At 71.7% G+C, this 21493-nt stretch carries 22 protein-coding genes; 9 read left to right on the top strand and 13 right to left on the bottom strand.

Annotated features, from left to right (window positions below):
• Positions 1-81 precede the first annotated feature (81 nt).
• Entirely contained in the window at positions 82-1035 is a 954-nt protein-coding gene (locus MQE23_RS38830) for an ROK family protein (RefSeq protein ID WP_243381580.1), read from the bottom strand.
• 184 nt (positions 1036-1219) lie between these two features.
• On the opposite strand from MQE23_RS38830, the gene MQE23_RS38825 reads away from it, so the two are divergent.
• Together MQE23_RS38825 and MQE23_RS38820 are read left to right on the top strand one after the other, a co-directional pair.
• A complete protein-coding gene (locus MQE23_RS38825) occupies positions 1220-2257 on the top strand; it encodes a LacI family DNA-binding transcriptional regulator (protein WP_037672538.1) in 1038 nt (345 codons plus the stop codon).
• Positions 2258-2294: 37 nt separating this feature from the next.
• On the top strand, positions 2295-3110 hold the full coding sequence (locus MQE23_RS38820) for a hypothetical protein (RefSeq protein WP_243381579.1): 816 nt from the start codon (positions 2295-2297) through the stop codon (positions 3108-3110).
• Here the strand turns inward: MQE23_RS38820 and MQE23_RS38815 are convergent.
• Positions 3056-5101 carry a serine/threonine-protein kinase gene (locus tag MQE23_RS38815; protein WP_243381578.1) on the bottom strand — a complete coding sequence of 682 codons (2046 nt, stop codon included), beginning with the start codon at positions 5099-5101 and terminating at the stop codon, positions 3056-3058. The genes MQE23_RS38820 and MQE23_RS38815 overlap by 55 nt on opposite strands.
• A 142-nt stretch (positions 5102-5243) precedes the next feature.
• Positions 5244-6545, bottom strand: a complete 1302-nt coding sequence (locus MQE23_RS38810; protein ID WP_243381577.1) for an aldolase/citrate lyase family protein — start codon at positions 6543-6545, stop codon at positions 5244-5246.
• Between the two features lie 194 nt (positions 6546-6739).
• Here MQE23_RS38810 and MQE23_RS38805 point away from each other — a divergent pair, with 194 nt between their 5' ends.
• On the top strand, positions 6740-7645 hold the full coding sequence (locus MQE23_RS38805) for an endonuclease/exonuclease/phosphatase family protein (RefSeq protein ID WP_020271700.1): 906 nt from the start codon (positions 6740-6742) through the stop codon (positions 7643-7645).
• A gap of 57 nt (positions 7646-7702) precedes the next feature.
• Here MQE23_RS38805 and MQE23_RS38800 read toward each other — a convergent pair whose 3' ends face one another.
• The 4 genes from MQE23_RS38800 to MQE23_RS38785 form a co-directional block, all read right to left on the bottom strand.
• The gene (locus MQE23_RS38800; protein ID WP_020271699.1) at positions 7703-8665 is read right to left on the bottom strand and encodes an electron transfer flavoprotein subunit alpha/FixB family protein; all 963 of its coding nucleotides are present in this window, start codon (positions 8663-8665) and stop codon (positions 7703-7705) included.
• Between the two features lie 55 nt (positions 8666-8720).
• The gene (locus MQE23_RS38795; protein WP_037668292.1) at positions 8721-9509 is read right to left on the bottom strand and encodes an electron transfer flavoprotein subunit beta/FixA family protein; all 789 of its coding nucleotides are present in this window, start codon (positions 9507-9509) and stop codon (positions 8721-8723) included.
• 218 nt (positions 9510-9727) lie between these two features.
• Entirely contained in the window at positions 9728-10219 is a 492-nt protein-coding gene (locus MQE23_RS38790; RefSeq protein WP_020271697.1) for a flavin reductase family protein, read from the bottom strand.
• An 83-nt stretch (positions 10220-10302) separates the two neighbouring features.
• A complete protein-coding gene (locus MQE23_RS38785) occupies positions 10303-10716 on the bottom strand; it encodes a thioredoxin family protein (protein ID WP_037668290.1) in 414 nt (137 codons plus the stop codon).
• Positions 10717-10794: 78 nt separating this feature from the next.
• Here MQE23_RS38785 and MQE23_RS38780 point away from each other — a divergent pair, with 78 nt between their 5' ends.
• On the top strand, positions 10795-11211 hold the full coding sequence (locus MQE23_RS38780) for a DUF4395 domain-containing protein (RefSeq protein ID WP_020271695.1): 417 nt from the start codon (positions 10795-10797) through the stop codon (positions 11209-11211).
• 186 nt (positions 11212-11397) lie between these two features.
• Positions 11398-12126, top strand: a complete 729-nt coding sequence (locus MQE23_RS38775) for a lysophospholipid acyltransferase family protein (protein ID WP_020271694.1) — start codon at positions 11398-11400, stop codon at positions 12124-12126.
• Between the two features lie 36 nt (positions 12127-12162).
• On the opposite strand, the gene MQE23_RS38770 is transcribed toward MQE23_RS38775, so the two are convergent.
• Complete coding sequence (locus MQE23_RS38770) at positions 12163-12735, bottom strand: transglutaminase domain-containing protein (RefSeq protein WP_243381576.1); 573 nt, start codon at positions 12733-12735, stop codon at positions 12163-12165.
• A gap of 175 nt (positions 12736-12910) precedes the next feature.
• On the opposite strand from MQE23_RS38770, the gene MQE23_RS38765 reads away from it, so the two are divergent.
• Entirely contained in the window at positions 12911-14281 is a 1371-nt protein-coding gene (locus MQE23_RS38765) for a hypothetical protein (protein ID WP_243381575.1), read from the top strand.
• Positions 14282-14369: 88 nt separating this feature from the next.
• Here MQE23_RS38765 and MQE23_RS38760 read toward each other — a convergent pair whose 3' ends face one another.
• Genes MQE23_RS38760 through MQE23_RS38750 form a run of 3 tightly spaced genes read right to left on the bottom strand, consistent with a single transcriptional unit; the run spans position 14370 to position 17625 of the window.
• Positions 14370-15440 carry a low specificity L-threonine aldolase gene (locus MQE23_RS38760; RefSeq protein ID WP_020271691.1) on the bottom strand — a complete coding sequence of 357 codons (1071 nt, stop codon included), beginning with the start codon at positions 15438-15440 and terminating at the stop codon, positions 14370-14372.
• Positions 15437-16186 carry an SDR family oxidoreductase gene (locus MQE23_RS38755; protein ID WP_243382896.1) on the bottom strand — a complete coding sequence of 250 codons (750 nt, stop codon included), beginning with the start codon at positions 16184-16186 and terminating at the stop codon, positions 15437-15439. The genes MQE23_RS38760 and MQE23_RS38755 overlap by 4 nt, the downstream gene beginning before the upstream one ends.
• Positions 16187-16227: 41 nt before the next feature.
• Entirely contained in the window at positions 16228-17625 is a 1398-nt protein-coding gene (locus MQE23_RS38750; protein ID WP_243381574.1) for a DUF6421 family protein, read from the bottom strand.
• Positions 17626-17874: 249 nt separating this feature from the next.
• Between MQE23_RS38750 and MQE23_RS38745 the strand changes: the two genes are divergently transcribed.
• The gene (locus MQE23_RS38745) at positions 17875-18558 is read left to right on the top strand and encodes a glycerophosphodiester phosphodiesterase family protein (RefSeq protein WP_020271688.1); all 684 of its coding nucleotides are present in this window, start codon (positions 17875-17877) and stop codon (positions 18556-18558) included.
• Positions 18559-18583: 25 nt separating this feature from the next.
• Here the strand turns inward: MQE23_RS38745 and MQE23_RS38740 are convergent, their stop codons facing one another.
• A complete protein-coding gene (locus MQE23_RS38740) occupies positions 18584-19123 on the bottom strand; it encodes a GNAT family N-acetyltransferase (RefSeq protein ID WP_020271687.1) in 540 nt (179 codons plus the stop codon).
• A gap of 85 nt (positions 19124-19208) precedes the next feature.
• On the opposite strand from MQE23_RS38740, the gene MQE23_RS38735 reads away from it, so the two are divergent.
• Positions 19209-19601, top strand: a complete 393-nt coding sequence (locus tag MQE23_RS38735) for a VOC family protein (protein WP_020271686.1) — start codon at positions 19209-19211, stop codon at positions 19599-19601.
• Positions 19602-19603: 2 nt separating this feature from the next.
• Here the strand turns inward: MQE23_RS38735 and MQE23_RS38730 are convergent, their stop codons facing one another.
• Positions 19604-20518 carry an N-acetyltransferase gene (locus MQE23_RS38730; RefSeq protein ID WP_243381573.1) on the bottom strand — a complete coding sequence of 305 codons (915 nt, stop codon included), beginning with the start codon at positions 20516-20518 and terminating at the stop codon, positions 19604-19606.
• A gap of 178 nt (positions 20519-20696) precedes the next feature.
• Here MQE23_RS38730 and MQE23_RS38725 point away from each other — a divergent pair, with 178 nt between their 5' ends.
• Positions 20697-21467, top strand: coding sequence for a VOC family protein (locus tag MQE23_RS38725; RefSeq protein WP_243381572.1), 771 nt, complete (start codon positions 20697-20699; stop codon positions 21465-21467).
• Positions 21468-21493 lie beyond the last annotated feature (26 nt).

The raw sequence follows: 21493 nt of genomic DNA, 5'->3' as shown, positions 1-21493 counted from the left end.
CGCCCGCGTCGGAGCGGTTCCCTCCGCATCAGCAACGCGCCGGGGACCCGGAGATACCCGCCTGAACGTTCCTGCCCGGTCTCACACCCCCGCCGCGGCCGCGTCGGTCCGCCGCTCCAGCGCTGCCGCCGCCGCGCCCACCAGCCCGGCGTCGGTGCCCATCTGGGCCGGGGCCACGGTCAGGTGCCGGACGAAGGACAGCGTCGCGTAGGTGCTCAGCGCCTTGCGCAGTGGAGCGAACAGGACGTCGCCGGCCTTGCCCACGCCCCCGCCGATCACGGCGATGTCGATCTCCACGAGGGTCGCGGTCGCGGCGATCCCGGCGGCCAGGGCCTGTGCGGCCCGCTCGAAGGAGGCGACGGCGACCGGGTCGCCGGCCCGGGCCGCGGCGGCCACCGCGGCGGCGGAGGTGTCGCCGTCGGGGCCGGGCCGCCAGCCGTTCTCCAGGGCGCGCCGGGCGATGTTGGGGCCGCTCGCGATGCGCTCCACGCAGCCGTGCGAGCCGCACGGGCACAGATCGCCGTCGAGGTCCACGCTGATGTGGCCGATGTGGCCGGCATTACCGGTGGGCCCGGCGTGCAGCCGGCCGCCGAGCACCAGGCCGCCGCCGACGCCCGTGGAGACGACCATGCACAGCGCGTTGTCGTGGCCGCGGGCGGCACCCTGCCAGTGTTCGGCCGCCGTGATCGCCACACCGTCGCCGATCAGCTCGACGGGCAGGTCCCCGGCCGCGGCCCGCACGCGCCCGACGAGCGGGTAGTCGCGCCAGCCGGGCACGTTCACCGGGCTCACCGTGCCCGCCGACCGGTCCACCGGACCGGCGCTGCCGATCCCGACGGCCGTCGCCCGCGCCCAGAGCGGCGTCGCGGTGAGTTCACCGAGCACCTGCTCCACGGCCCGCATCACGGTGTCACCGTCCTCCCGGGCGGGCGTCGGCCGCTGGGCGCGGACCAGGATCCGTCCCTGGCCGTCCACGAGAGCGCCGGCGATCTTGGTGCCGCCGATGTCGAGCGCGGCCACGAGGTCGGTGTGCATGAGTGTCGGAACTCCCCGTCTACGGTGAAAGGACTGGCCGGCCAGCAGCGGAGCACGGTCCGGAGATTGCGGTGGACAGTCTCCCCCGAGCCTGACAACGTTGTCCAGGCTCTATGCTCGACGCCACATCCTCATACAAACCCAGGACCGACGCACCGTGGACGACAGGACAGGACACCGCACCGTGCCCCAGACCAACCTCCGATCCGCCACGCGCTACGGCACCCGGCCGACCATGAAGGACGTCGCGGCCCGGGCCGGGGTCGGACTGAAGACGGTCTCCCGCGTCGTGAACGGGGAGCCGGGCGTGACCCCGGAGACGGAGCGGCGTGTCCAGGAGGCGATCGAGGCGCTCGGTTTCCGCCGCAACGACAGCGCGCGGGTGCTGCGCAAGGGCCGGACGGCGAGCATCGGTCTGGTCCTGGAGGACCTCGCCGACCCGTTCTACGGGCCGCTGAGCCGGTCGGTCGAGGAGGTGGCCCGCGCGCACGGCGCCCTGCTGATCAACGGCTCCAGCGCGGAGGACCCGGAGCGCGAGCAGGAGCTGGTGCTGGCCCTGTGCGCGCGGCGGGTGGACGGGCTGGTGGTGATCCCGGCCGGTGACGACCACCGGTATCTGGAGCCGGAGCTCAAGGCGGGTGTCGCCACGGTGTTCGTGGACCGGCCGGCCGGGCACATCGACGCCGACGTGGTCCTCTCGGACAACTTCGGCGGTGCCCGGGACGGCGTCGCCCACCTCGTCGCGCACGGCCACCGCCGGATCGGCTTCATCGGCGACATGCCCCGCATCCACACCGCCGCCGAGCGGCTGCGCGGCTACCGGGCCGCGATGGAGGACGCGGGCATACCGGTGGCGGACTCCTGGATGTCCCTCGGTGTCACCGACCCCGAGCGGGTACGCAGGGCGGCCGAGGAGATGCTGACCGGCCGGGACCCGGTCACCGCGATCTTCGCTGCGAACAACCGGGTGACGGTCACCGTGATCCGCGTGCTCGCCGAGCAGGCCCGCCGTGTCGCCCTGGTCGGCTTCGACGACATCGAGCTCGCCGACCTGCTCCAGCCGGGTGTCACCGTCGTCGCCCAGGACGCGGCGGCCATCGGCCGCACCGCCGCGGAACGCCTCTTCCGGCAGCTGGACGGTACGCTCGTCACTCCCGAGCGCATCGAGCTGCCGACCCGGCTGATCACCCGCGGCTCGGGCGAGCTGCCGCCGGCGGACTGAGCGGCCCATGGCACATCCCGCGGAACATACGGAGCGTATGGAGCACCTCACCGATCGCACGCTGCGAGCACTCGGCCTGGCCGAGGCCCCGCGCGAGCACCCCCTGCTCTACCCGGGCGCGTGGCCCGCCGACTCCGGACTCCTCGACGGGGACCGCTTCCTGCCGCTGGACCGGCTGGTGCACGAGGACCGCACCCCGGTTCTCGCCATCGGCTCGAACGCCTGCCCGGGGCAGCTGCGGCACAAGATGGAGGAGTTCGGGATCATGGCGCCGATCCCGATGGCGAAGGCCCGGGTGACCGGCGTCGACGCCGGTGTGTCGGCGCACGTGAGCCGCATGGGGTACGTGTCGGCCTCGCCGATCAGCGCTCCGGACACCGTGCGGGAGTTGTTCGTCATCTGGCTGGATGCCCAGCAGCTCGCCGTGATCGACGCGAGCGAGGGCGTGCCGCTGCCGGCCGGCAACTACGACCGTGCCTGGCTGCCTTCGCCCGACGTGCGCATCGACCTCGAGGACGGCACCCGCCTGCCCGGCGCGTACGCGTACGTCAACCGGCACGGTGTCCTGCACGATGGCACCGGCGTGCCGCGCACCCATCCGGGCCAGCGGGTGCTGCTCACCGAGCTGCTCGTCGGCCTGCCGCGCTTCCGGGAGCTGTTCGGTGTGGTGCCCGAGGAGTTCTGCGTACGGGCCCGCTCCGACCGGCGGCTGTGCGAGCGGGGCACGCGGCTGTTCGTCGAGGAGAAGCTGGTGACGGCCTCCGGGCTGGAGCGGCACGCGGCGGTGTCCCTGCGCGCTCAGCAGACCGGGAGCCCGGGGACGGGCGCGTCGTTGTCGCCGCCCTTGATGTAGACGTCGCTGACCCAGACGTCCGTGTTGCCGCTGTCGTCGTCCGTCTTCGCCCACCAGACGTTGGTCCACCGGCCGTCGGTCTCTCGCCGGCCCAGGTTCTGCTGGCAGTAGAAGTAGTTGGTGCCGGCGTTGAGGACGCCGACCTTGGTGCCGGAGGCGGTGTAGGAGTCCGCGGACTTCCAGACCGTGCAGTTGTACTTGCCGCCGCCGATGGCGTGGCAGACCGGTGCGGGCGTGGTGGAGCCGCCGCCTGTCGTGCCGCCGTCGCCGGAACCGCCGCCGGTTCCGCTGCCTCCGGAGGTGCCGCCGCCCGACGTTCCACCACTCGTGTCGCCGGTGGTACCGCCGGAGGACTTCGCCGGGGCCGATGCGGAGGGCCGGCCGGAGGACTCGGGCTTCTTCTTGTCCTCAGCCTTCTCGGAGGGGGACTTGCCCTCCTCGTCGCCCCGTGGGGTGGGCCTCTGCTCGTTCGAGCCGTCGTCGGTGCGGCCTGGCTCGGAGGAGGCGGCCGCGTCCACGCCGGCTGCGTCGGTCCGGTTGCCGTGGTCCGTGCCGTCCGAGTCTCTGAGCAGGGCGACCGTGGTGCCGGCCGCCGCGAGGACGACGGTGACGGCCACGGCGGCGAGCAGGGCGCGGGTCTTCTTGCGGCGGGGGGCGGGGCTCGGGTTCATGGGGCCGGTCGGCGAGGTGCCGCCCGGGCCGGCCGGGCCGAAGCCCTGCGTGCCGGGGTCCGAGGCCTGGGTGGCGGGACCCGCGCCTTGCGGTCCTGACATCTGTGCGCCGGGACTTGAGGCCTCGGTGCCGGGGTTCGGACCCTGCGGTCCCGACGCCTGCGGACCGCTGCCCGGGGCCTGAAGGCCGGCGTTCGGCCCCTGCGAACCGGGGCCTGCTTGCGCCGGCTGCCCGGTGCCCGGCGCATCAGCACCAGGCCGCTGTCCTGCCGCTCCCGGTGCCCCAGCGGCTCCGGAGGCCGCTGCCGGGCCGAACCCGGGCGTGCCCTGGCTCTCCTGCGGCTGCACCTGCTGCGGCGGCCCGAACCCCGGCGGTACCGACGGGACACCGCGCTCCGTCTCCGGGCGCGTGGGCGGTGCGGGCACCGGCGCTCGCAGCGATGACGTCGGCGTGTCCGTGCCGCCCGAGTCCGCGACGGCCTGGAGCATCCGGCGGGCCTGGTCGGCCTCCGGGCGGCCCTCGGGGCGCTTGTCCAGCAACCGCTGGAGGACGGGGGCGAGGGGCCCGGCGCGGCGGGGCTCGGGCAGCGGCTCGGTGACGATCGCGGTGAGCGTCGAGAACGTGGACGTACGGCGGAAGGGCGAGGCTCCCTCGACGGCTGCGTACAGCGTGGCGCCCAGGGCCCAGATGTCGGAGGCGGGGCCCGGGTCGGCGCCCTGGGCCCGCTCGGGGGCGAGGTAGTCGAGGGAGCCGACGAGTTCGCCGCTGCGGGTGAGGTGAGTGGCCGAACCGTCGCCCGGGTCGTCCATGGTGGCGATGCCGAAGTCGGTGAGGACGACCCGGCCCGAGCGGTCGAGCAGGATGTTGCCGGGCTTCACGTCGCGGTGCAGGACGCCCGCCCGGTGGGCGGCGGCCAGGGCGTCCATGACCGCGGTGCCGATCCCGGCCGCCTCGCGCGCGTCCAGCGTGCCGCGCTCGCGCAGTACGTCGTCCAGGGACGGCCCGTCGACCAGCTCCATGACGATGAGGGGGCGGCCGTCGACCTCGGCGATGTCGTGCACGGCGATGACGCCGGGGTGGCGCACGCGGGCCGCCGCACGCGCCTCGCGCTGCATCCGCAGCCGCAGACCGGCCAGTTCGGGGCCGGCCGCGTCGGTGTAGGTGCGCAGTTCCTTGACGGCCACCTCACGGCCGAGGACCTCGTCGACGGCCTTCCAGACGATGCCCATGCCGCCGCGCCCCAGCTGGGCCGTGACGCGATAACGGCCCGCCAGCAGCCGACCGGTCCCGTCGGCCTGCCCGTACTCCCCCGTTGACACCGCTGCCCCGTTCTCGTGACACCACTGGATCACTGACACGTCAGTGTGTGGCGTACAGAGTACGGGCCGGCGGTGACCCAAACAGCCGGTGGTGACGGCTGTGACAGGGCCGGTACGTGGGGGGACGCTCGGAGAGAGGCCGTCAGGCCGACGCCGTCAGATCCCCCCGCCGGGGCACCGCGAAGGCCTCCAGGTCGGCGCGGGTCAGGCCGGTCAGCCGGGCGACCTCCCCGATGTCCAGGGCGCCGCAGTCCAGGCCGCGCAGCAGGTAGCCGCTGAGGGCCTTGGCGGTGGCGGGTTCGTCCATGACGTCGCCGCCGGTGCGGTTGGCGTAGCGGGCGAGGCGGGCTGCGGCCTGTTCGAAACCCTCGCGGTAGAAGGCGAAGACGGCCGCGTACCGGGTGGGGATGTGGCCGGGGTGCATGTCCCAGCCCTGGTAGTAGGCGCGGGCCAGGGCGCGGCGGGTGAGGCCGTAGTGCAGGCGCCAGGCGGCGTGCACCTTCTCGGTCGGGCCGACGGGCAGGACGTTGGTGGAGCCGTCGGAGACGCGGACGCCGGTGCCGGCCGCGGCGACCTGCATGACGGCCTTGGCGTGGTCGGCGGCCGGGTGGTCGCCGGCCTGGTGGGCGGCGGAGACGCCGAGGCAGGCGCTGTAGTCGAAGGTGCCGTAGTGCAGGCCGGTGGCGCGGCCCTCGGCGGCCTGGATCATGCGGGCGACGGTGGCGGTGCCGTCGGCGGCGAGGATGGACTGGCTGGTCTCGATCTGTATCTCGAAGCCGATCCGGCCGGGCTCCAGGCCGTGTGTCTTCTCGAAGGCGTCCAGCAGCCGCGCCATGGCGGTGACCTGCTCGGCATAGGTCACCTTCGGCAGGGTGAGCACCAGCCCGCCGGGCAGGCCGCCGGCCTCCATCAGGCCGGTGAGGAAGATGTCGAGCGTGCGGATGCCCCGGGCCCGTACGGGCGCTTCCATGCACTTCATGCGGATGCCCATGTAGGGGGCCGCGGTGCCGTCCTCGTACGCCTCGGCGACGATCCGGGCGGCGCGGGCGGCGGCCTCGTCCTCCTCGGCGTCCGGGCGGTTGCCGTAGCCGTCCTCGAAGTCGACGCGCAGGTCCTCGATCGGCTCGCGCTCCAGCTTGGCGCGCACGCGAGCGTGGACGGGCTCGGCGAGTTCGTCGGCCAGGCCGAGGACGGCGGCGAAGGACGCGGCGTCCGGGGCGTGTTCGTCGAGGGCGGCCAGGGCCCGGTCGCCCCAGGAGCGGACGGTGTCGGCGGCGAAGACGTCGCCGGGGACGTAGACGGTGTGGACGGGCTGGCGGGTGCCGGGGTCTCCGGGGTAGCGGCGCTCCAGCTCGGCGTCGACGGGCGCGAGGGAGGCGCTGATCTCCTCGCTGACGGCGCCCGCGAGGCTCGTCGCCACCTTCTCCTGCTGGCCCTGACCCATCCCGAGACCCTCCTGTTTTCCGCTTTACGGAATCAACAATCCGTAGAGCGAAGTTATCGGCCGACCTTCGGCCTGGTCAACACCTTCTTGAAGTGGGGTACCCCATCCTTCACCCTCGGTCACTGCCGACCCGCCCTCATCTTCCGTATTCAGAAGGCAAGCTTCATCCTGACGTGCAAGGGGAGGGAGACCACGTGCCGAACGAGGTCGGAGTGACACGCCGCCACGGGCTCAAGGCGGCGGCCGCCGCCGCCATCGCAGGACCGCTGCTCACCAGCGCGGGCCCCACACAGCCCGCTTCCGCCGGCGAGCACCCGGGCGCCCTGGACGTCATGACATTCAACGTCCGCTTCGGGACCGTCGTCGACAGGACACCGCGCTGGGAGGTGCGCCGACCGGTGATGCGAGAACTGCTGCGCCGCGAGCGACCGCACGTCATCGGCACTCAGGAAGGGCTCTACCGGCAAGTGCGTGCGATCGAGAAGGACCTCGGCGAGCACTACGACTGGATCGGCACCGGGCGTGGGGGCGGCAGCAAGGACGAGTTCATGGCGATCTTCTACGACACGCGCAGACTCGAGCCGATCGAGTTCGATCACTTCTGGCTGTCCGACACCCCGAACACGATCGCCTCGAACACCTGGGGCGCGGACTGGCTGCGCATGGTGACCTGGGTCCGTTTCGCCGATCTCGCCGACGGGAGACGGGAGTTCTACGTCCTCAACACCCACCTGGACAGCGTCAGCCAGTACGCCCGGGAACGCTCGGCGGGGCTCATCGGCGAGACGATCGCCGGGTGGGACCGGTCGTTACCGGTCATCGTCACCGGCGACTTCAACGCGGACGCCCACGACAACCGGGTGCACGACCTCATGCTGGACATCGGACTGGTGGACGCCTGGGACGCGGCGGCCTCGCGGAGTCCGGCGTACGGGACGCACCACGGCTACCGAGGGCCCAAGCCCGGCGGGCGGCGCATCGACTGGATCCTCACCACGCCCGGGGTGACCACGCACTGGGCCGGGATGAACACCTTCTCCGTGGACGGGACGTACCCGAGCGACCACCTGCCGGTGCAGGCCTCGATGACCCTGGGATGAGAAGAGGCCCCCGTGACCGTTCGTGCGGTCACGGGGGCCTCCTGCAGCCGGGGTCGATCAGCCCTTGCGGGTCTTGATCTCCTCGGTCAGGGCCGGGACGACGTCGAAGAGGTCGCCGACCACGCCGTAGTCGACGAGGTCGAAGATCGGGGCCTCGGCGTCCTTGTTGATCGCCACGATCGTCTTCGAGGTCTGCATACCGGCGCGGTGCTGGATCGCACCGGAGATGCCGGAGGCGATGTACAGCTGCGGCGAGACGGACTTGCCGGTCTGGCCGACCTGGTTGGTGTGCGGGTACCAGCCGGCGTCGACGGCGGCACGCGAGGCACCGACGGCCGCGCCGAGGGAGTCGGCGAGGGCCTCGATGATCGCGAAGTTCTCCGCGCCGTTGACACCACGGCCACCGGAGACCACGATCGCGGCCTCGGTCAGCTCCGGACGGCCGGTCGACTCACGCGGCGTACGACCGGTGACCTTCGTACCGGTCGCCTTCTCGGAGAACGTCACGGACAGGGCCTCGACCGCACCGGCGGCCGGGGCGGCCTCCACGGCCGCGCTGTTCGGCTTGACCGTGATGACCGGGGTGCCCTTGGAGACACGGGACTTGGTGGTGAAGGACGCGGCGAACACCGACTGCGTGGCCACGGGGCCCTCGTCGCCGGCCTCCAGGTCGACGGCGTCGGTGATGATGCCGGAGCCCAGACGCAGCGCCAGACGGGCGGCGATCTCCTTGCCCTCCGCGGAGGACGGGACCAGCACGGCGGCCGGGGACACGGCCTCGACCGCGGCCTGGAGGGCGTCCACCTTCGGTACGACCAGGTAGTCGGCGTACTCGGACGCCTCGTGCGTGAGGACCTTCACCGCGCCGTGCTCGGCGAGGGCGGCGGCGGTGTCGGCGGCGCCGTTGCCCAGCGCGACGGCGACCGGCTCGCCGATGCGGCGGGCCAGGGTCAGCAGCTCCAGGGTGGGCTTGCGGACGGCACCGTCCACGTGGTCGACGTAGACGAGAACTTCAGCCATGGGACTTCTTCTCTCCTGCTTGCGAAAGATGAGGGGCGGTCAGCGAATGCGGGGCTCAGATGAACTTCTGGCCCGCGAGGAACTCAGCGAGCTGCTTGCCGCCCTCGCCCTCGTCCTTGACGATCGTGCCCGCGGTACGGGCCGGGCGCTCGGCCGCGTTGTCGACCGTGGTGTAGGCGCCCGCCAGGCCGACCTCCTCCGCCTCGATGTCGAGGTCGGACAGGTCCCAGGACTCCACCGGCTTCTTCTTGGCCGCCATGATGCCCTTGAAGGACGGGTAGCGCGCCTCGCCCGACTGGTCGGTGACCGACACGACGGCCGGCAGGGACGCCTCCAGGTTCTCGGAAGCGGCGTCGCCGTCGCGGCGGCCCTTGACCGTGCCGTCCTCGACCGACACCTCGGAGAGCAGGGTCACCTGCGGCACGCCCAGACGCTCGGCGAGCAGCGCGGGAACGACGCCCATGGTGCCGTCGGTGGAGGCCATACCGGAGATCACCAGGTCGTAGCCGGCCTTCTCGATCGCCTTGGCCAGGACCAGGGAGGTGCCGATGGCGTCGGTGCCGTGGATGTCGTCGTCCTCGACGTGGATCGCCTTGTCGGCGCCCATGGACAGCGCCTTGCGCAAGGCGTCCTTGGCGTCCTCGGGGCCCACCGTCAGGACGGTGATCTCCACGTCGTCGTCGGAGTTCTCGGAGATCTGCAGCGCCTGCTCGACCGCGTACTCGTCGAGCTCGGAGAGCAGACCGTCCACGTCGTCCCGGTCGACGGTCAGGTCATCGGCGAAGTGCCGGTCGCCAGTGGCGTCGGGCACGTACTTCACAGTGACAACGATCCTCAAGCTCACGCCGGCTCTCCTACTGCATCGTCATTTTTCGGCTGCCTCTTGCAGGCAGCATAGGTGCCTCAAGCGGCCGATCCCGGTCGGGGCGACCCGCGCTCCGAGCGAAATATTACTCGTCAGTACACCCAGTTCATTCCCGCTAAGCAAGCGCTTTGAACTGTGACCTTCGCAACGCAGCGTAACCGGAACTCGACGGTCCCGCAGCACGGGGGACACCCGGATCAGTCGCGCAGGCGGTTGAAACGTCCCTGGTGGTAGAGGAGCGGTCGGCCGGTGCCCGTGTGGTCGCCGTGCACGACCTCCGCTATCACGATCCGGTGGTCTCCGGCGGGCACGCGCGCGACGACCCGGCCCACCAGCCAGGCCGGCACACCGTCGAGCACGGGGACCCCCTCGGGCCCGTCCCGCCAGGCGGTGGGCGGCGCGAAGCGGTCGGCTCCGCTGCGGGCGAACGTGGCCGCCAGCTCCTGCTGGTGTTCGCCGAGGATGTGGACGCCGACATGACCGGCCGCCTCGATCGCGGGCCAGCTGGAGGAGCCGGTGCCGACCCCGAAGGACAGCAGGGGCGGCTCGGCGGAGACGGAGGCCAGGGAGGTGGCGGTGAAGCCCACCGGGCCGGCGTCGCCACGGGCCGTGATCACGGCGACCCCTGCCGCGTGCCGCCGGAAGACGGAGCGCAGGAGGTCGGGCGTGGCGAGGAGGTCCGCAGGCATGGGGTCAGGCTGACGATAAATGGTTGGCGCAGTCAAGTTCGTTCCCGGATGTGGGAGATGGCTCACTGACCGGGTGGCGTCCCTCACACGGCCTCCCCCAGCGCGGCGATCACATCGGCCTTGCGCGGCTGGCCGGTGGCCCGCCGCACCACCCGGCCGTCGGCGTCGAGGACCAGCACGGTCGGGGTCTTGAGGATGTCCAGCCGTCGTACGAGGTCCAGATGGGCCTCGGCGTCGATCTCGACGTGGGTGACGCCCGGGACCATGCCGGCGACCTCGCCGAGGACTCGCCGGGTCGCCCGGCAGGGCGCGCAGAACGCGCTGGAGAACTGCACGAGCGTGGCCCGCTCGCCCAGTTCCGCGCCCAGCTCGCCCGCGTCCAGCCGCTTGCCGTCGTCCCGCCCGCGCACTCGCACTCTCCCGCTCCGCCGCCGTTGCAGCACTCCGAAGGCGCTCGCCGCCGCGAGCACCAGTACGCACACCACCAGTCCGGTCATCCCCTGCTGCAAGCGTTCACGAGACCGCAAAGATTCCCGCCCACCCAACCGGCCCGTGCTGCGGAATGCTTGGTTCCCATGGACATCGATGCACGAGGGCCGCGTTTCGGCGCGGCCGTGACGACCGTCGTCCTGGCGGTCGTTCTGGTCACGGGGAGCGCGTGGCTGCTGGCCTGGCAGACGCTGGCGTTCCTGCTGGGCGCGGCCGGCGGGGTGACCCGGTCGCCCTACGGCCTGCTGTTCGCCAGGGCCGTACGGCCGCGGCTCGGACCGCCGACCGCGTTCGAGGCGCCCGAACCGCCGCGTTTCGCCCAGGCGGTGGGGCTGGTTTTCGCCGGACTCGGCCTCGTCGGCTACACCCTGGGACCCGGCTGGCTGGGTCTCGCGGCGACCGGCGCCGCACTCGCGGCCGCCTTCCTCAACGCCGTGTTCGGGTACTGCCTGGGGTGCGAGATGTACCTGCTCATGCGGCGAGTGACGGTACGCGCGGAGTAATGGGGGCGTAAAAGCACGAGGTGGGATCCGGCGGCGACGTGACGAGAATCTCCTCACGGTCGGGCACGGGGACTGGCTACCCGGCCGTTCTTCGGGCACGATCTGCGACAAGCCGTAAACCTACGGCTGCGTAACTTTCCGCTGGGAATCCCTTCCCAGGCAGAGCAGGAAGGGTCCGACCCGCCCATGGCAGAGCTCGTCTACCGTCCCGTCGTCGGTTTCGCCCGCACGCTGTTCAAGGCGTGGGACCTCAAGATCGACTGCCAGGGTTCGGAGAACATCCCGCGCTCGGGCGGCGCCGTGCTGGTGAGCAACCACATCAGCTACCTGGACTTCGTCTTCAACGGCCTGGCGGCACTGCCGCAGAAACGTCTCGTGCGCTTCATGGCGAAGGAGTCCGTCTTCCGCCACAAGATCTCCGGCCCCCTGATGCGCGGGATGAAGCACATCCCCGTGGACCGCAAGCAGGGCGAGGCGGCCTACGCGCACGCCCTGGACTCGCTGCGGTCGGGCGAGATCGTCGGGGTCTTCCCGGAGGCGACGATCTCGCAGTCGTTCACGCTCAAGAGCTTCAAGTCGGGCGCCGCGCGCATGGCTCAGGAGGCCGGCGTCCCGCTGATCCCGATGGCGGTGTGGGGCACGCAGCGGCTGTGGACCAAGGGCCACCCCCGCAACTTCAAGCGCAGCCACATCCCCATCACGATCCGGGTCGGCGAGGCGATCGAGGCCTCCCGCGACAAGTACGCGGGCGCGATCACCCGTCAGCTGCGCGAGCGCGTCCAGGAGCTCCTGGAGGCCGCCCAGCGCGCCTACCCCGTACGCCCGAAGGGCCCGGACGACACCTGGTGGATGCCGGCCCACCTCGGTGGCACGGCTCCGACGCCGGAGCAGGTCCGGGAGGCCGAGGCGCACTGACACCCGGGGGCGGCCGGCCCGGCCTCCGGTCCTGCCTCAGAGTGCGGTGGGAAGCGTTCGCCACAAGTGAGGCCGGTCGCCGGCCGACTTCAGGGTGTCGAGCACAGCCGGGTGAGGCGCGGCGTACAGGACCGGACAGTCGGTCTCGCCGAGCGCCGGATCGGGCGTGAAGGCGAGTCGCTCGCCGTCGAGGGAGAACTGCGCGTCCACCCCCGGCTTGTTGCCCCGGGGGTCCTGCCGGTGCCATGCGCCGTTGAACCGCACGGCGACCAGACCGTGCACGACATCGAACTTCTGGTAGCACAACGCGGTCGGGATGTCCTCGGCCCGGAGCAGCGCCGCGAGCGCGTGGGCCTTGGCGTAACAGATGCCGGTGCGCTGTTCCAGGACATCGGAGGCGCGCCAGGTGACGCGCGGGTCGCCCGCATCCTGCGAGTGCGGGATGGTGTCGCGCACGAACTCGAACGCATCGCGCGCATACTCATACGAGTTCGCCACACCCCTGGCCAGCTCGGCCGCCGTCTCGCGAACGAGCGGATGGTGGTGGTCTATCGCCTCGTCAGCGGCCAAGTAGGCGGACAGGTCGGGGGTTTCCTGGATCAGCTGCATGCACGCAGAGCTTAGGGACGAGACCACCACTCGGTCAATGTATTTTCGTGACACCGTATAGTTATGCATCACTGGTGAGAACGGCTGAACACCGCCGCAACCACCAGCCCCGCCACAACCCTTCCTCCGCGCCTCGGGTCTCGGCCTGCACCAGATCCGTGACAAGGGGGAAGACATGAAGGATCCACGGCGCCTGCTCGGCGCCGCGCTCGTGAGTTGCGCCCTGGCGGCGGCCGGAGTCGGGGCCGGGCCCGCGTACGCCCAGGAGAACCAGCTGTGGATCAGCGCGCCGTACGAGACGGTGCTGCCGGGCGCGGACGCGGACGGCGGCGCGCGCGAGCGCAGCCTGGCCGTGGAGGTCAGTCGGGACGTCGCCGACGACAGGGTGCCGGCCGGGCGCCTGACCGTCGACGTCAGTGAGATCGCCTCTTTCGCGCGGGTGGCGTGGCCGGCGAACTGTGAACCCGAGTCGGAGGTCAGGGCGGTCTGCGAGGTCCCCGAGATGCCCGCCGGGACGGAGCGCGTGCCGGCCGCCGCGTTCGGGCTGCGCGCGCTGCCGGGAGCGGACGTCGGCGCCTCGGGGTACGTGCGCTACTCGGCCGTCGCCGGAGAGGCCACGTCCCACCCGGCCGAGACGCGGGTCGGCGTGGGCAACGGCCCGGACCTCGGCCTCAGTCAGGCCGACTACCAGCACGGCCTCAGGCCGGGCTCGAGGACGAGCGTGCGGGCGACGCTGTCCAACAGCGGCAACCGCACCGCGGAGCGCACACTGCTGTGGCTCAACGCCTCGTACGGGCTGCGTTTCGAACAGCGGCACACCAACTGCGAGTACCGGGATCACGACACCGGTACGTCCGCCCTGTGCGTGCTGGACGAGGCGGTGGCACCCGGGCAGGGGTACGCGCTGAACACCGGTCTCGGCGTGGGCCGCAACGCGCTGTACGAGCGGTTCGACCACTCCGTCCATCCGTACTCCGACGAGGCGCTGGAGGAGATGCGGGGCGACTGGACGTGGACCCGGGGCACGGGCGCCGAGCTGGACCTGCGTCCTGTGGCCGCCGCCCGGGCCGCGGCGGCGGACCCCGACATCGACCCGCAGGACAACTACCGGACCGTCATGCTGAACGCCCGGAACACCGCCGACCTGAAGCTCGGCGGCAGCAGGGTGGGCGGGGCAGCCGGTGACACCGTCACCGCCCGGGTCACCGTGCACAACCGCGGTCCGGCCTGGGTGGCGTCGCTGGGCGCGGGCGCCGCCGTGGCGACGGTGCGGTTCCAGGCGCCGGAGGGGACGACCGTCATGGGGCTGCCGGAGGAGGACTGCTGGACCTCGGAGGACCCCGCGTCCCCCACGACGTACTACTGCAAGACGCCGATCTACCTGCACGACAAGGCGTCGTACACCTTCGAGATCCCGTTGCGGATCGATCGGGTGGTGCGCGGCGCGCGCACCACCGTCGCCACCGTCAACGACGATTCCGAGCTGAGCATCAGGGAGTTCGACCCGAACCTGCGCAACAACAGCGCACGGATCGTCGTCAACTGACGCGCCGCCCCGAGGGAGATGGCCCTAGGGCGTGTCCGCAACGTCCCGTCGTCCGCCCGGAGGGCGGGCGGGACGTTGCGGACACGCCCTAGCGGGCCATCTCCTCCTTCAGTGCCGCGACGAACGCGTCCACGTCCTCCTCCGTCGTGTCGAAGGCGCACATCCAGCGGACGTCGCCCGCGGCCTCGTCCCAGAAGTAGAAGCGGAACCGCTTCTGGAGGCGCTCGGTCACGTCGTGCGGCAGGCGGGCGAACACCGCGTTCGCCTGCACCGGGTAGAGGATCTCCACGCCGTGCACGGCGCGTACGCCCTCGGCGAGGCGCTGGGCCATCTCGTTGGAGTGGCGGGCGTTGCGCAGCCACAGGTCCCGGGCGAGCAGGGCCTCCAGCTGCACCGACACGAAGCGCATCTTGGAGGCGAGCTGCATGGACAGCTTGCGCAGGTGCTTCATGTGGCTGACGGCGTCCTGGTTGAGGACCACGACCGCCTCGCCGAACAGGGCGCCGTTCTTCGTGCCGCCCAGGGAGAGGAGGTCGACGCCGGCGGCGTTGGTGAGCGTCCGCATCGGGACGTCCAGGGTGGCGGCGGCATTGGCCAGCCGGGAACCGTCCAGGTGCACCTTCATGCCGTGCGCGTGGGCGTGCTCGCAGATGGCGCGTATCTCGTCCGGCGTGTAGACCGTGCCCAGCTCGGTGGCCTGGGCGATGGAGACGACCTGGGGCATCGCGCGGTGCTCGTCGTCCCAGCCGTAGGCCTGCCGGTCGATCAGCTCGGGGGTGAGCTTGCCGTCGGGCGTGGGCACGGTGAGCAGCTTCAGACCGCCGACCCGCTCGGGCGCCCCGCACTCGTCGACGTTGATGTGCGCGCTCTCGGCGCAGATCACCGCGCCCCAGCGGTCGGTGACCGCCTGGAGGGCGACGACGTTGGCGCCGGTGCCGTTGAAGACCGGGAACGCCTCGGCCGTGGCCCCGAAGTGGCTGCGGACGACGCTCTGCAGGTTCTCGGTGTACGCGTCCTCGCCGTAGGAGACCTGGTGCCCGCCGTTGGCCAGGGCCAGGGCGGCGAGCACCTCCGGGTGGGCGCCGGCGTAGTTGTCGCTGGCGAAACCGCGGACCTCGGGGTCGTGATGGCGACGGGCGTCGGTCTTCGGCGGGTTCACGGCTTCTCGGTGAGCCACAGACGGTTTCCGTTCACTTCGGCGGCGGGCTTCTCCCAGATGCCGGTGATGGCCTCGGCCAGGTCCCTGACGTCGGTGAAGCCCGCGAACTTCGCGTTGGGGCGGTCGGCGCGCATGGCGTCGTGCACCAGTGCCTTCACCACCAGGATCGTAGCCGCCGAGGTCGGGCCCTCCGGGCCCCCGGCCTTGCGGAAGTAGTCGGCCATGGCCAGCGTCCACGCCTCGGCCGCCGCCTTGCCGGCGGCGTACGCGGCGTTGCCCGCGGTGGGCTTGCTGGCGCCCGCCGCGCTGATCAGCACGTAGCGGCCGCGGTCGCTGCGCTGGAGCGCCTCGTGGAAGGCCAGGGAGGTGTGCTGCACGGTGCGCACGAGCAGCATCTCCAGGAAGTCCCAGTCGTCGAGGCTGGTCCTGGTGAAGGTCTCGCTGCCGCGCCAGCCGCCGACGAGATGGACCAGGCCGTCCACGCGGCCGAAGTCCTTCTCGATGCGGGTGGCCCAGTCGCGGGTGGCCTTCAGGTCGAGCAGGTCGACCGTGTCACCGGTGACGGTGGCGCCGCCGGTCGCGTAGCTCGCCGCGTCCACCGCCTCCGCCAGCCGCTCCGGGTCGTTGTCGGAGCCGATGACGGTGGCCCCCGCCTCGGCCAGCCTGAGCAGTGCGGCCCGGCCCGCGGGTCCTCCCGCACCGGCCACCGCGATCACCGCGCCGCTGAGCGCCCCGTTCCCCGCCATGGTCTTCGCCTCCTGAGCAGTGTTCTCGCTTCGCCGATCGCTCACGCGGCGATCCGCTCGGCGCCGTCCGCCGTGATGCCCTTGGTGGAGGCGATCACGTTCTTCAGCTTCTTGGACAGTGCCTCATAGAACATGCTCAGCGGAAACTCGTCCGGAAGCACGTCATCGACGAGTTTGCGCGGCGGCTGCGTCACGTCCAGCGCCTCGGGGCCCTTGGCCCACTTCGAGCCCGGGTGCGGCGGGAGGTACGTGGAGACGAGCTCGTACCCGGCGAACCAGTGGACGAGCTTGGGGCGGTCGATGCCGTCGCGGTACAGCTGCTCGATCTCGGCGCACAGCTCGTTGGTGACCTGCGGGGCGCGCTCCCAGTCGATGGACAGCCTGTTGTCGGTCCAGCGGACGACGTCGTGCTTGTGGAGGTAGGCGAAGAGGAGCTGGCCGCCGAGGCCGTCGTAGTTGCGCACGCGCTCGCCGGTGACCGGGAAGCGGAACATACGGTCGAAGAGGACCGCGACCTGCACGTCACGGGCCTGCGGAACGCCGTCCTTCGCCAGCTTCACGGCCTCCTTGAAGGCGGTGAGGTCGCAGCGCAGCTCCTCCAGGCCGTACATCCAGAACGGCTGGCGCTGCTTGATCATGAACGGGTCGAACGGCAGGTCGCCGTGGCTGTGGGTGCGGTCGTGGACCATGTCCCACAGGACGAAGGCCTCCTCGCAGCGCTTCTGGTCGTGGACCATCGCGGCGACGTCCTCGGGCAGCTCCAGGCCGAGGATCTCGACGGCGGCGTCGGTGACACGGCGGAAGCGGGCGGCCTCGCGGTCGCAGAAGATCCCGCCCCAGCTGAACCGCTCGGGGGCCTCGCGCACGGCGATGGTCTCGGGGAAGAGCACGGCGGAGTTGGTGTCGTAGCCCGCCGTGAAGTCCTCGAACTTGATGCCGCAGAACAGCGGGTTGTCGTAGCGGGTGCGCTCCAGCTCGGCCAGCCAGTCCGGCCAGACCATGCGCAGCACGACCGCTTCGAGGTTGCGGTCGGGGTTGCCGTTCTGCGTGTACATCGGGAAGACGACCAGGTGCTGGAGGCCGTCCGCGCGGTTGGCGGCGGGCTGGAAGGCCAGCAGCGAGTCGAGGAAGTCGGGCATCCGGAAGCCGCCGTCGGCCCACCGGGTCAGGTCCTTGGCCAGGGCCTCGTGGTAGGCGCGGTCGTGCGGGAGCAGCGGGGAGAGTTCCAGGACCGCGTCCGTGACCTGGCGGACGGCGAGCTCGGCGTCGGCCGGGTCGGGCGCGCCCTCGGCGTCGAAGTCGATGGACCCGTCCTTGGACTGCCATGGCCGGATCCGTTCCACGGCATCCTTGAGCACGGGCCAGGCCGGGTGCTCCACCACCCGGACCACGGGAGGAACCCTCTCCTCCGAACCCACCTGCACAAGAATTTCCGTCATGTCACACCTTCCACGGGAGAATCTCGCGTACACCGACCGTATACATACGAGGTTCCTCCCAGCAAGGGCCACCTCAGGAAAATATCCTGCCTCACCCTGTGCTTCACCGCACTTTTTCCTGTCGACCATGCTTGTGCCCGCACGCACGCCGACCATGCCCTCGCCCTCTGCACAGGGCGGGTGCAGGCGATACGGTCAGGGGGGCCGTCAGGCCCCCAGTGCCGCCTGTCGACGGAAGAGAGTCGCGTCTTGAACTTCCTCACCATCGGTCACCGCGGAGTCATGGGTGTGGAACCCGAGAACACCCTCCGGTCCTTCGTCGCCGCGCAGGAGGCCGGCCTCGACGCCATCGAACTCGATCTGCATCTGAGCAAGGACGGCGCGCTCGTCGTCATGCACGACACGGACGTGGACCGCACGACCGACGGCACGGGGCCGATCGCCGAGAAAACCCTCGCCGAGCTGCGGGCCCTGGACGCGGGCCGGGGCGAGCGGGTGCCGGTCTTCGAGGAGGTCCTGGAGGCCGTGCAGACGCCGCTCCAGGCGGAGATCAAGGACGCGCAGGCGGCTCGGGCGCTGGCCGAGGTGATGAACCGGCGCGGGCTGGCCGGCCGGGTGGAGGTGTCCTCGTTCCACGACGAGGCGATCGCCGAGATCAAGCCACTGGTACCGGGCGTGCGCACCGCGCTGATCGCCAGCCGCTACGGCACCGACATCGTGGACCGCGCCGTCGCGGCGGGTGCCGAGACCGTCTGTCTCAACATCCGCCGGCTCACCCTGGAGATCGTGGAGCGGGCCCGCAAGGCCGACCTGAGGATCATCGGCTGGGTGGTGAACACGCAGGACCATCTGCGTCTCGTCCGCGCCTTCGGTCTGGACGGCGCGACCACCGACCACCCGGACATCAAGCGCACGGGCCGCTTCACGGCGTAGGGCTGTCGTGAAAAGGCCCTGGTGACTAGGCGAGCTCCTTGACCAGCAGCTCGAACTTCAGATCGTCGCGCTGCGGAATGCCGAAGCGCTCGTCGCCGTACGGGAACGGGGTCGTCCGTCCCGTACGGCGGTAGCCGCGCCGCTCGTACCAGGCGATGAGGTCCTCGCGTACGGAGATCACGGTCATGTGCATCTCCGTCGCGCCCCACGTCTCACGGGCCAGCCGCTCCGCCTCCGCGATGATCACCTTGCCCAGGCCCGCGCCCTGGAGCCGGGGGCTGACCGCGAACATCCCGAAGTAGGCGTGGTCGCCCCGGTGCTCCAGCTGGCAGCAGGCGACGATCCGCCCCTCCCGCTCCACCGTCAGCAGCCGGCCGTCGGGGGACTTGATGACGGCCAGCACCCCCTCCGGGTCGGTCCGCTGCCCCTGGAGAATGTCCGCCTCGGTGGTCCACCCGACCCGGCTCGTGTCGCCCCGGTACGCCGACTCGATCAACGCGACCAGCTCGTCCACGTCGGCGTCCGCGGCATCGCGGAAGGTCAGTCCGGTGGCGGCGGTGTCCATGGGCGTACGTCTCCGTTTCGTGGCGCGCTCGGTCACGGATGAGGGTAACCCCACGACTCTGCGGAGATCCCCTAGGCTCCGGTGCATGGTGCATGTACTCAGCAGCCGGATCCTGCTCCGTCCCACCGACCCCGAGCGCTCCCGTGCCTTCTACGGTGAACGGCTCGGGCTCGCCGTGTACCGGGAGTTCGGTACGGAACCGGAGCGCGGGACGGTCTACTTCCTCGGCGGTGGCTACCTGGAGGTCTCGGGCCGGTCCGAGACCCCGCCGGAGCCGGCCACACGGCTGTGGCTCCAGGTCGCCGACGCGGCGGCGGCGCACGACGAGCTGCGGGTGAAGGGCGTGGAGATCGTCCGGCCGCCGGTGAAGGAGCCCTGGGGGCTGGTCGAGATGTGGATCGCGGACCCGGACGGGACGCCGATCGTGCTGGTGGAGGTCCCGGCGGACCATCCGATGCGCTACCGGCCGGGCATCTGAGGTCACCCGGGGCGGTGCTCCCAGCCCCGGTCCGTACGGGTCAGTTCGCGAAAGCCCGCGCCCGTCAGGTGCCCGAGCATGATGCTGTCGGCGGCGGATTCGTAGGCGACGAGCCGGTCCACGCCGCACAGCCGGAGCCAGTCGGCCGCCTGGGCGAGCAGCCAGTGCTCCAGTCCGGTGCCGTACTGCGCGGGGTCGATGTGCAGGTTGCCGATGTCGGCCAGACCGGCGGCGCGGGCGTGGCGTTCCGGGCGGGCCAGGGCCGTGTCGATCTCGACGAAGCCCAGGGCACGGGCGTCGGCGCGGGCCGTGAAGCGGGTGCCGCACTCCCCCAGCGTGCGCTCGACCGTGACACCCGGCCGGGGCTCGGGCTCCGGCAGGTCGGCCACCCGGGCGATCAGGACGACCTCGGTGTCCCCGACGTGCCGGAAGCCGGCGCGTTCGTAGACGGCACGGACGTGCGGCCAGTTGCGGGGCAGGCCGTAGACGAGGGGGGCGGGCAGCGCGCCGTCGGCGTAGCGGACGCGGGCGTTCCAGCGGGCGAACTGCGCCAGGCACGCCCGCATCAGCAGGTCCGCGGCCTGTTCGGCGTCCGGCCAGAAGGACGCCGCCGGACGGCACACGAACCAGTTGATCTCGGCGGCGTCCCGACAGGACTCGCCGACCTCGGCGTCGGCGCGGTAGCGCAGCAGATGGGCCGCGGCGACGACGTACTCGCGCTGCTCGGCGACGAGCGTCGTCCGCTCGGCCACCCACGGGTCGGTGATGAACTCGCCGGGCTGCCGCTCCAGGTCGCTGAGGACGGTGTTCACGGAGACGGAGACGCCGGGGACGACGGCCGCCACGTGCATGTTGACCAGGTCGGTGAGCTGGTCGCGGTCGGCTCGGCGGAAGGGGCGCACCTCGAGCGCGGGCATGGGAAACCTCCGGGCAGGATGAAGGAGCTGGAGGCCGCCACGCGGTGCGGTACGGGACGAGGGTATGCCGCGGCCGGTGCGGCACACCAGTGGGTTTCCCCGGATGGCAGGGGGAACGGACCGCGGCTTAGCGTGCTGGAGAGGCTCATGCCCGGGGACTCCCTGCGGAAGGAACGCCATGAAGCTCGACGCACCGGTGACCGGCGGGCCCTGCTGGACCGAGCTGGGGACCACCGACCTGGAGGCGGCCCGGCGGTTCTACACGAGACTGTTCGGCTGGCGGCCCGAGACGGATCCGCGTCAGGAGGCGGGCGGTTACACCGTCGCGCACCTCGGGGAGGCGGCCGTCGCCGCGCTCGCCCCGCTGTACCAGCCGTCGCAGCCGGTCGCGTGGAACGTGTCGTTCGCGGTGACCGACGCGGACGCCGCCGTCCGTGAGGTGACGGAGGCGGGCGGGACGGTGCTGTTCGGCCCGACGGACGTGTTCGACGCGGGCCGGTTCGCGGTGGCCGCCGACCCGGCCGGTGCCGCGTTCCAGCTGTGGCAGGCGGGGACCTTCCCGGGCGCCGGGCTGTTCAACGCGCCCGGTTCGCTGGGCTGGGCCGAGCTGTACACCCGGGATCCCGAACAGGCCGTGGCCTTCTACAGCCGGGTGTTCGGCTGGACCGTCAAGGCCTCGGAGCGGTACACCCAGTGGGGCGTCGACGGGGCGGACTTCGGCGGCATGGTCACGATGGACGACAAGTTCCCGCCGGAGGTTCCGGCGCACTGGCTGCCGTACTTCGCCGTGGCGGACGTGGACGCCACGACGGCCGTCGTCCAGAAGCTCGGCGACGTCCTGATGGTCCCCACCTCCCTGCCCGGCGGCCGGCGCATCGCGGTGCTGCGGGACCCGCAGGGGGCGATGTTCGGTGTGTACCGGGCGGGCGACCAGGGGCTCCAGGGCTGAGGCGACGGTGTGTGAGGCCGGGGCCG

This window comes from Streptomyces sp. HP-A2021 (genome assembly GCF_022807935.1).
Lineage (GTDB): Bacteria > Actinomycetota > Actinomycetes > Streptomycetales > Streptomycetaceae > Streptomyces > Streptomyces afghaniensis.
This window is presented reverse-complemented; position numbering and strand designations above follow the sequence as displayed.

Bases quoted from the DNA above. Each gene is read 5' to 3' on its own strand.
- MQE23_RS38830 (WP_243381580.1), bottom strand. From the start codon at position 1,035: ATGCACACCGACCTCGTGGCCGCGCTCGACATCGGCGGCACCAAGATC.
- MQE23_RS38820 (WP_243381579.1), top strand. From the start codon at position 2,295: ATGGAGCACCTCACCGATCGCACGCTGCGAGCACTCGGCCTGGCCGAG.
- MQE23_RS38810 (WP_243381577.1), bottom strand. From the start codon at position 6,545: ATGGGTCAGGGCCAGCAGGAGAAGGTGGCGACGAGCCTCGCGGGCGCC.
- MQE23_RS38800 (WP_020271699.1), bottom strand. From the start codon at position 8,665: ATGGCTGAAGTTCTCGTCTACGTCGACCACGTGGACGGTGCCGTCCGC.
- MQE23_RS38790 (WP_020271697.1), bottom strand. From the start codon at position 10,219: ATGCCTGCGGACCTCCTCGCCACGCCCGACCTCCTGCGCTCCGTCTTC.
- MQE23_RS38785 (WP_037668290.1), bottom strand. From the start codon at position 10,716: ATGACCGGACTGGTGGTGTGCGTACTGGTGCTCGCGGCGGCGAGCGCC.
- MQE23_RS38780 (WP_020271695.1), top strand. From the start codon at position 10,795: ATGGACATCGATGCACGAGGGCCGCGTTTCGGCGCGGCCGTGACGACC.
- MQE23_RS38775 (WP_020271694.1), top strand. From the start codon at position 11,398: ATGGCAGAGCTCGTCTACCGTCCCGTCGTCGGTTTCGCCCGCACGCTG.
- MQE23_RS38770 (WP_243381576.1), bottom strand. From the start codon at position 12,735: ATGCAGCTGATCCAGGAAACCCCCGACCTGTCCGCCTACTTGGCCGCT.
- MQE23_RS38765 (WP_243381575.1), top strand. From the start codon at position 12,911: ATGAAGGATCCACGGCGCCTGCTCGGCGCCGCGCTCGTGAGTTGCGCC.
- MQE23_RS38755 (WP_243382896.1), bottom strand. From the start codon at position 16,186: ATGGCGGGGAACGGGGCGCTCAGCGGCGCGGTGATCGCGGTGGCCGGT.
- MQE23_RS38750 (WP_243381574.1), bottom strand. From the start codon at position 17,625: ATGACGGAAATTCTTGTGCAGGTGGGTTCGGAGGAGAGGGTTCCTCCC.
- MQE23_RS38740 (WP_020271687.1), bottom strand. From the start codon at position 19,123: ATGGACACCGCCGCCACCGGACTGACCTTCCGCGATGCCGCGGACGCC.
- MQE23_RS38735 (WP_020271686.1), top strand. From the start codon at position 19,209: ATGGTGCATGTACTCAGCAGCCGGATCCTGCTCCGTCCCACCGACCCC.
- MQE23_RS38730 (WP_243381573.1), bottom strand. From the start codon at position 20,518: ATGCCCGCGCTCGAGGTGCGCCCCTTCCGCCGAGCCGACCGCGACCAG.
- MQE23_RS38725 (WP_243381572.1), top strand. From the start codon at position 20,697: ATGAAGCTCGACGCACCGGTGACCGGCGGGCCCTGCTGGACCGAGCTG.